The 7,400-nt window shown below is 66.6% G+C and carries 9 protein-coding genes; 4 read left to right on the forward strand and 5 right to left on the reverse strand.

Features of this window, described 5'->3' with window-relative positions; all coding sequences use genetic code 11:
* The 5 genes from VEG08_15630 to VEG08_15650 all read right to left on the reverse strand — a co-directional run.
* The coding region (locus tag VEG08_15630) for a hypothetical protein (GenBank protein HXZ29426.1) at positions 1–575 on the reverse strand (575 nt) is incomplete at its 3' end.
* 195 nt (positions 576–770) lie between these two features.
* Complete coding sequence (locus VEG08_15635; GenBank protein HXZ29427.1) at positions 771–1,148, reverse strand: energy transducer TonB; 378 nt, start codon at positions 1,146–1,148, stop codon at positions 771–773.
* 304 nt (positions 1,149–1,452) lie between these two features.
* Complete coding sequence (gene dnaN / locus VEG08_15640) at positions 1,453–2,571, reverse strand: DNA polymerase III subunit beta (protein HXZ29428.1); 1,119 nt, start codon at positions 2,569–2,571, stop codon at positions 1,453–1,455.
* Between the two features lie 291 nt (positions 2,572–2,862).
* Positions 2,863–4,239, reverse strand: a complete 1,377-nt coding sequence (gene dnaA / locus VEG08_15645; protein ID HXZ29429.1) for a chromosomal replication initiator protein DnaA — start codon at positions 4,237–4,239, stop codon at positions 2,863–2,865.
* Positions 4,240–4,719: 480 nt separating this feature from the next.
* Positions 4,720–5,214, reverse strand: a complete 495-nt coding sequence (locus VEG08_15650) for an arsenate reductase ArsC (protein ID HXZ29430.1) — start codon at positions 5,212–5,214, stop codon at positions 4,720–4,722.
* 64 nt (positions 5,215–5,278) lie between these two features.
* Between VEG08_15650 and VEG08_15655 the strand changes: the two genes are divergently transcribed.
* The 4 genes from VEG08_15655 to rnpA all read left to right on the forward strand — a co-directional run.
* Positions 5,279–5,677 carry a metalloregulator ArsR/SmtB family transcription factor gene (locus tag VEG08_15655; GenBank protein HXZ29431.1) on the forward strand — a complete coding sequence of 133 codons (399 nt, stop codon included), beginning with the start codon at positions 5,279–5,281 and terminating at the stop codon, positions 5,675–5,677.
* Positions 5,670–6,767: an ACR3 family arsenite efflux transporter gene (gene arsB / locus VEG08_15660; GenBank protein HXZ29432.1), complete on the forward strand. Its 1,098-nt coding sequence runs from the start codon at positions 5,670–5,672 to the stop codon at positions 6,765–6,767. The genes VEG08_15655 and arsB overlap by 8 nt, the downstream gene beginning before the upstream one ends.
* 75 nt (positions 6,768–6,842) lie before the next feature.
* Complete coding sequence (rpmH, locus tag VEG08_15665; GenBank protein ID HXZ29433.1) at positions 6,843–6,998, forward strand: 50S ribosomal protein L34; 156 nt, start codon at positions 6,843–6,845, stop codon at positions 6,996–6,998.
* A gap of 55 nt (positions 6,999–7,053) precedes the next feature.
* Positions 7,054–7,400, forward strand: a 347-nt coding sequence (gene rnpA / locus VEG08_15670; protein ID HXZ29434.1) for a ribonuclease P protein component, incomplete at its 3' end; no start/stop codon positions are given.

Here is a 7,400-nt window from a genome sequence, read left to right on the forward strand (position 1 = left end):
GCCTCGGCGGCGATGTTGCGGCCCTGTTCCGGATCCGGCTGGGCATCGTTGCGGATGAATTCCTCCTTGATCTCCTGCGGAAACTTGCCCAGGACGAACTCCTGGCGATGCGCGGCGAAGTCGGCCAGCAGCGTCCCCGGCTGCCGCCACGCGCCCAGAGGGATGAGGTAGTAAGCGTCCACGCGGTGCGTGCCCATGAGCTTCGCCGCCGGCGAGTCGGCCGGCATTTCGCTGGCCACAGACGCAAGCAAAGGCAGAAGCTGCGTGCCTTTCCCCTGCTCGAGGTAGACCCGCTGGAGCGGCAATTCGCTCGCGTCCTTGGCGAGCGCCGCCACCACCAGCAGCGCGTGCTTGTTCAGGGCTTTGTATTCGGCCTCGTCCTTGGGCATCTCCACCGCGAAGGCGGCGTAGCGGTCGGCGGTGATCCCCGCCGGGATCCCGCGCGCGAAATCTTCGATGGCCTGGTCGAGTTGCGCCGGCGTGGGAATGGGCGCTGTCGCCGGCGCCGCCGCCTCCTGCGCCCACGCCAGCAGCGCGAGCGCCACCACCACCGCCGCCAACAATGCTCTCTTCATAGCCGCGCCATTATGCCAGCAAAATCCCTTTAACCACAGAGGACACGGAGGCCACCGAGGAATCTTGGTTCGGTGGAAGGGCACGACTTCAGTCGTGCCGCAAACCCGCCTCCCTCAAGCTGTCATCCTGAGCGAGCCCGAGCGGCCGCGAGCGCAGCGAGCGGGCAAGCGAGGGCGACCGAAGGACCCCTATGGTCACCGCGATTTTTCCTGCGTCGCCCCACCCTTCTTCTTCGGCAGCACGAAGCGCACGCGGATGGTGGTCTCGAACTCCACCGCCTTGCCGTCCAGCCGCAGCGGCAGATACCGCCACTGCTCGACCGCGCCGACCGCCGCTTGGCTCAGCAAGGGACTGGCGCTGCGCACCACCCGCAGCTTGAGGACCTCGCCCTCGGTGCCCACCAGCGCCTCCAGCACCACCTCGCCCTGGATGCCCGCGGCCTTGGCCACCTCGGGATACTTGGGCCGTACCATGTGCACGACCTTGCCGGTCAGCACGCCGCACTCTACCCTCTGCGCGCCGGCTGGGGCGACGGCGGCGTACAGCAGCAAGATGAGACCGACCAGGCGCACGGGCTCCTCCCGCCTGCGTTAGACACCGCGCTCCCGAGTTGAAGCAGGTGTCGCCCCTGCCGGGGCTCGAGGTGATTTCCTAACCCGGAACCCGGGGCTCACGCCCCGGGCTAACCCAAATGCCGCCCTGCGGGCTGGGGTTGCAGTCCCTCTCGGTTTGCTCTGTGTCTCAGTGTCGGAGCCTGCCCTGAGCGAAGCCGCAGAATGGTGGATTGGCTTTTCTCGGCGGGCTCGGCGCTCTCGGCCGAAAAAGAAAAGGCGGGATGGCTCCCGCCCTCTCTGTCCTCTGTGGTCAAGAGAACGCTCAGATCCGCATGGGCATGATGATGTAGCGGTACTTGTAGCCGTCGTCGTTCTCTTCCGGGCGCATCTGGCCGGCCGACTGCGGGTCTTTGAACTCCAGCCGCACTTCGCCGGAGGCCGTGGCCTTGAGGAAGTCGAGCAGGTACTGGCTGTTGAAGCCGATGGTCAGCGGGTCGGCCTGGTACGGGGTCTCGATCTGGTCTTCGCTCTCGCCGGTCTCGGTCGAGGAGGACGACACGGTGATGCCGCTCTTGTCCAGGCGCAGCTTGATGGCGCCCGAGCGCTCGTCGGCGAACTGGGCCACGCGCTGGATGGCGCTGGCGATCTCCTCCGAGCGCACCGTCACCGTCTTGGTGTTGTCGCGCGGCAGCACCGCCTCGAAGTTGGGGAACTGCCCGGTGAGCTGGCGCGAGGTCAGCAGGCGCCCCCCGATGCGGAAGAAGAGCGTGGACTCGTCCTTGGCGAAATCCACCATCTCGACCTCGGCGGCCTGCAGCAGGGTGTTCAATTCGCCCATGGCCTTCTTGGGCACCAGGGTCTTCATCTCGCCGCTCACGCCCTCGAACTTCTGCGAAGAGTTCTCGATGTGGGCCAGGCGGTGGCCGTCGGTGGCCACCATGGTGATGGACTCCGGCTTCAAGACCATGAGCGCGCCGTTCAGGGTGTAGCGCGACTCCTCGTTGGAGATGGCGAAGATGGTCTTGGCGATCATCATGCGCAGCACCGAGGCCGGCAGCTTGACCACGCCCGCGGTGGGGAAGGCAGGCAGCGCGGGGAAGTTGGCGCGCGCCATGCCCACCATCTTGGTGTTGGAGCGCCCGCAGCGGATCTGCACCCAGTGGTTCTCCAGCAGCTTGATCGCGATCTCGCCCTCGGGCAGCAGCTTGACGTAGTCGTAGAGCTTGCGTGCCGGCACCGTGCACGCGCCTTCCTTCTTGACCTTGGCGGCGCAGGAGGTGCGCAGGCTGAGGTCCAGGTCGGTGGCGGTGATGGCCAAGCGGTCGCCCGCGGCCTCGAAGAGGAAGTTGGACAGGATGGGAATCGTCGTCTTGCGCTCCACCACGCCCTGGGTCGCGGTGAGCTCCTTCAGAAGATCGAACTTGCTGACTGTGATTTCCATGGCTGTTTCCTGGCCCCGAGGGTCTTGCTACTGCCTTTCTTACATCAACCGGAAATCAGTGTAAACCAGTAGCAGCCGTAGGGGGCCTGCAAAAGTGGAAATCCGTTCGTGTCCCGCTCCTGGCCTGCTAGAGCGGCGGTCAGGAGCTGTTTGCTTTCCGTCCCTGGCGACGTCACCGCCGTGCTCAACCGGCCCCGGCGGCTCTTGGACCTCCCACTCTTGCACAGCTTCCACAGCCGCTCCACAGGGTCGATCGCCGCGGCGAAGTGGAAAAGTCCTCCGCCCCGCGTCCTAGCCGCCCAGGTTCTCGGTCAGCTTGTTGAGCATCCTGTTCAAATCTTTGTCGGACTTGCGCAACTCCTCGATCTTCTCGATGGAGTGCATGACGGTGGTGTGGTGCTTGCCGCCGAACTGCCGCCCGATCTCGGGCAGCGAGGCCTCGGTGAGGTGCTTGGCCAGGTACATGGCGATCTGCCGGGGATAGACCACGGCGTGGGCGTTGTTCTTGGCCTTGATCTCGGTCACCTTCAGCCCGAACTGCTCGGCCACCGCCTTCTGGATGGCGTCGATGGAGACGCGGCGGGTCTGCGCGTCGATGAAGTTCTTGAGCACCTGCTGGGCGGTGGGCACCGCCACCTCGGCGCCGGTGAGCGAGCAGTAGGCCACCAGGCGGATGAGCGCGCCCTCCAGCTCGCGCACGTTGGTGCGGATGTTGGAGGCGATGAAGAGCGCGACTTCCGTGGGCAGGGTCATGCGTTCCGACTCCGCCTTTTTCTGCAGGATGGCGACCTTGGTCTCGAGGTCGGGCGGCTGGATGTCGGCGATCAGACCCCACTCGAAGCGGCTGCGCAGCCGGTCCTCGATCTCGGCCAGCTCCTTGGGGGGGCGGTCGCTGGCGATCACGATCTGCTTCTGCGACTCGTGCAGCGCGTTGAAGGTGTGGAAGAACTCCTCCTGGGTGCGCTCCTTCTGCGCCAGGAACTGGATGTCGTCGATCAAGAGCACGTCCACGTTGCGGAACTTGTCGCGGAACGAGATCATCTTGTCGTAGCGCAGGGAGTTGACCATTTCATTGACAAACTTCTCGCTCGACAGATAGCAGATGGCAGCCTCGGGCTGGCGCCTCTTGACCTCGTGGCCGATGGCCTGCATGAGGTGGGTCTTACCCATGCCCACGCCGCCGTAGAGGAAGAGCGGGTTGTAGGCCTTGGAAGGGCGCTCGGCGACGGCGCGGGCGGCGGCGTGCGCGAACTGGTTGCCGGCCCCGATGACGAAGGCGTCGAAGGTGTAGCGGGGATTGAGCTGGGCGGCGGAGTCCCAATCGAAGCGCGCCTGGGTGGTGCGCGGCGCGCCCGCTTCCCGGGGCGCGAAGCCGCCGTTGTGGCGCACCGGCGTGGCCGCGGGATCCTCTTCCGGGGTGATGAACTCCACGTCCTCCAGGTCCAGTTCCAGCTTCTCCATGGCCTCCTGGATGAGGTCGGCGTACTTCTCGCCGATGTGGCGGAACTCAGGGGTGGGGACGCGCACGAACAGCTTGGTGCCCTTGACGTGGCTGTAGCGGGTGGGCTTGAACCAGGTCTCGTAGGAGTGGCGGTTGACCTTCTTTTCCAGAGCGTCGAGGATGCGGACCCAGGGGTTCGCGGCCGAAGCGGCAGTTGTGAGCGACATGACCCAGCCAGAACGCGGGCGCGCTGAGTGGCGCAGCAACGTCCCGCAGCAAGTACTGCAGTTAAGCAAAAAGACCGTGTCCGGGGACGGCCCACCTGACCCGCTCCCAGCGACGGCAGCTTCCGATTCCGAGAAAACCTGCGGCCCAAGCCGCCAATGCCGGAGCTGCGGGGCTTGGCCTTCAAAAAAGCCCGCGCACTCCTTGAAAATCCGTATGCGTTAGGGTACCAGGGCGAAACGACGGTTGGATCTCAACCGCGCCGCATCCTAGCACGAAAAAAATTCGCGTGCAGAAATTTTCCGCACGCCCGCGAACGCATCGCGTACTAAAAACTCCCGCCGCGGGTTTCTGTCAAGTATTGAGTTCATAACTGCCGCGCGCGTGGTGCAGTCGGATTAGTCACCGTGGCGTGTGACTACGAAGCCACGAGACGGAGTCTTCTGTGGTCCCTGCGGGACTCGGGAGATCCCCTTCGCCGGCTACGTCGTCCGGCCGATCCTGTCGATCTCTCTCTTGACGGCCAGGTTGTCGAGTTTGGCCAGCGGAAGGCAGAGGAACAACCCGATGCGCCGGTCGAGCACGAGGAAGGCGTCGCGAAACGCCCGCTGCACCTCGGCTTCGCTGCCCTGCACGGCCGCCGGGTCGGGCACGCCCCAATGCGCGGTGAGGGGCTGCCCCGGCCACACCGGGCAGACCTCCTGGGCGGCGTGGTCGCAGACGGTGAAGACGAAATCGAGCTTGGGGGCGTCGGGCAGGGCGAACTCGTCCCAGGACTTGCTGCGCAGATCGCGGGTGGGGATGCGGGCGGTTTCGAGCTGACGCAGCGCCTCCGGCCGGACCTTCCCGGTGGGATGGCTGCCGGCGCTGGAGGCGCGGAAGTTGGGCCTTCCCCGGAGGTTCAGGATGGCCTCGGCCATGATGGAGCGCGCGGAGTTGCCGGTGCACAGGAACAGGACGTGGTAGAGGCTTTTCATCTTCCCTACTCCGGGAGAAGAAAATCCTAGCACAACTCTATTCATCTATGCGAATATAGTTGTCATGCGGGAACTGGAGAACTGGTTCAAGGGGCTCGCCGACCTCACCCGCCTGCGCCTGCTCAACCTGCTGCTGGCGGGCGAGCTGTGCGGCTGCGACCTGCAGTACGTGCTCGCCACCTCGCAGCCCAACGTCTCCCGCCATCTCACCTACCTCAAGCACGCCGGGCTGGTGCTGGACCGCCGCGACGGCTACCGCGTCTTCTACCGCCTGGCCGAGGCCAAGGGGAAGCGCAAGCTGCTCTTCGAGTTCTTACGGCTGGCCTTCCAGGGCGACGATTCCCTGCGCCACGACCGCGAGCGGCTGCGCCATGCCCTGCGCGACGGCTCCTGCACCCTGGGCGAGGCGCGGCCGTTCGTTCCCGTGGGAAGACTCCGGGCCGGGGCGAGCGCCCGTGGCTGAAAGCTCCCGAGCGCGACTGGGCTTCTTCGAGCGCTATCTGACCGCGTGGGTCGGGCTATGCATGGTGGCAGGCCTGGCGCTGGGCAAGCTGGTCCCGGGGCTGGTCGACGGCCTGCGCGCGCTCGAGTTCGGGCGCGGCAGCCAGGTCAACCTGCCCATCGCGGTGCTCATCTGGCTGATGATCATCCCCATGATGATGAAGGTGGACTTCGCCTCCATCCTGCACGTGGGGCAGAAGCCGCGCGGCCTGCTGGTGACGCTGTTCGTCAACTGGCTGGTGAAGCCCTTCTCCATGGCGCTGATCGCGTGGCTGTTCTTCCGGCACGTCTTCGCGGGGTGGATCGCGCCCGCCCAGGCCGACCAGTACATCGCCGGCTGCATCATCCTGGCGGCCGCGCCCTGCACCGCCATGGTCTTCGTGTGGAGCCACCTCACCGGCGGCGATCCCGCCTACACCCTGGTGCAGGTCTCGCTCAACGACCTGATCATGCTCTTCCTGTTCGCGCCCCTGGTGCGCTTCCTGGTGAGCGGAGCTTCGTCGCTGCAGGTTCCCTTCCTGGTGCTGCTGTACTCGGTGGTGGCCTTCATCGTGATCCCGCTGGCCGTGGGCTCGGGGGCGCGGGCGTGGCTGCTGCGGCGGCGCGGGCGCGAGGGCTTGGAGCGCCTGTTGCCGCGCTTCGCTCCCGTCACCATCGCCGCGCTGCTGGCCACGCTGGTGCTGATCTTCGCCTTCCAGGCCGACAACCTGACCGGGCGCTACTTTCATGTCGTGCTGATCGCCGTGCCCATCCTCTTGCAGGTGTACTTCAACGCCGGGCTGGCTTACGCGCTGATGCACCGGCTGCGCGTGCCCTACGCCGTGGCCGCGCCGGGGGCGCTGATCGGGGCCAGCAACTTCTTCGAATTGGCGGTGGCGACGGCCATCGCGCTCTTCGGAGCGGGCTCGGGCGCGGCCCTGGCCACGGTGGTGGGCGTGCTGGTGGAGGTCCCGGTGATGCTCTCGGTGTGCGGGGTGTGCAACCGCACGCGGGGATGGTTCGAGGGAGCCGTGGCGAAGCCGGAGGCCCGAGCGGCAGTGGCCCACGACTGACAACCGCCGTGGCTTTCCGCTATACTCAAGAATCGCTCACCCCGAAATCATCCAGTCAGGAGCCCGGATCCAGAGATGCCGAAGCGCACTTTTCAACCCAACCGCCGCCACCGATCCAAGACGCACGGCTTCCGCGCCCGCATGAAGAGCAAGGGCGGGCGCAAGGTGCTGAGCCGGCGCCGCGCCAAGGGGCGCAAGCGGGTCTCGGTGAAGCCGGGCTTCCGCGAGTAGGATGATCGCAGGCCGCCGCCCGCTTGCGGGACGAGCCGGCCACCCACCCTTTGCCGTGACCGCCGCTTCCCACCGCCGTCCGCCCTCCGCCGCGCGCCCGCGCCGCCGCTTCGCGCGCGCCGCGCGCCTGCTGCGCCACGCCGACTTCCAGCGCGTCTACCAGGAGGGCCGCCGCCACTTCGCCGCCCACATGACCGTCTTCTATCTCTTCCGCGGCGAGGGCGGGGCGCGCGTGGGCTTCACCGTGGGCCGCGCCCTGGGCGGAGCGGTGGTCCGCAACCGCATGAAGCGGCGGCTGCGCGAAGCCGTGCGCGCCCACCTGGGCACGCTGGCCGCCCCCGTCGACGTGGTCATCAATCCCAAGAAGTCGCTGCTCACGGCGGAGTTTCCGGCGCTGCTCGC

It is taken from the genome of Terriglobales bacterium, assembly GCA_035624475.1.
Classification (GTDB): Bacteria; Acidobacteriota; Terriglobia; order Terriglobales; family Acidobacteriaceae; genus DASPRL01.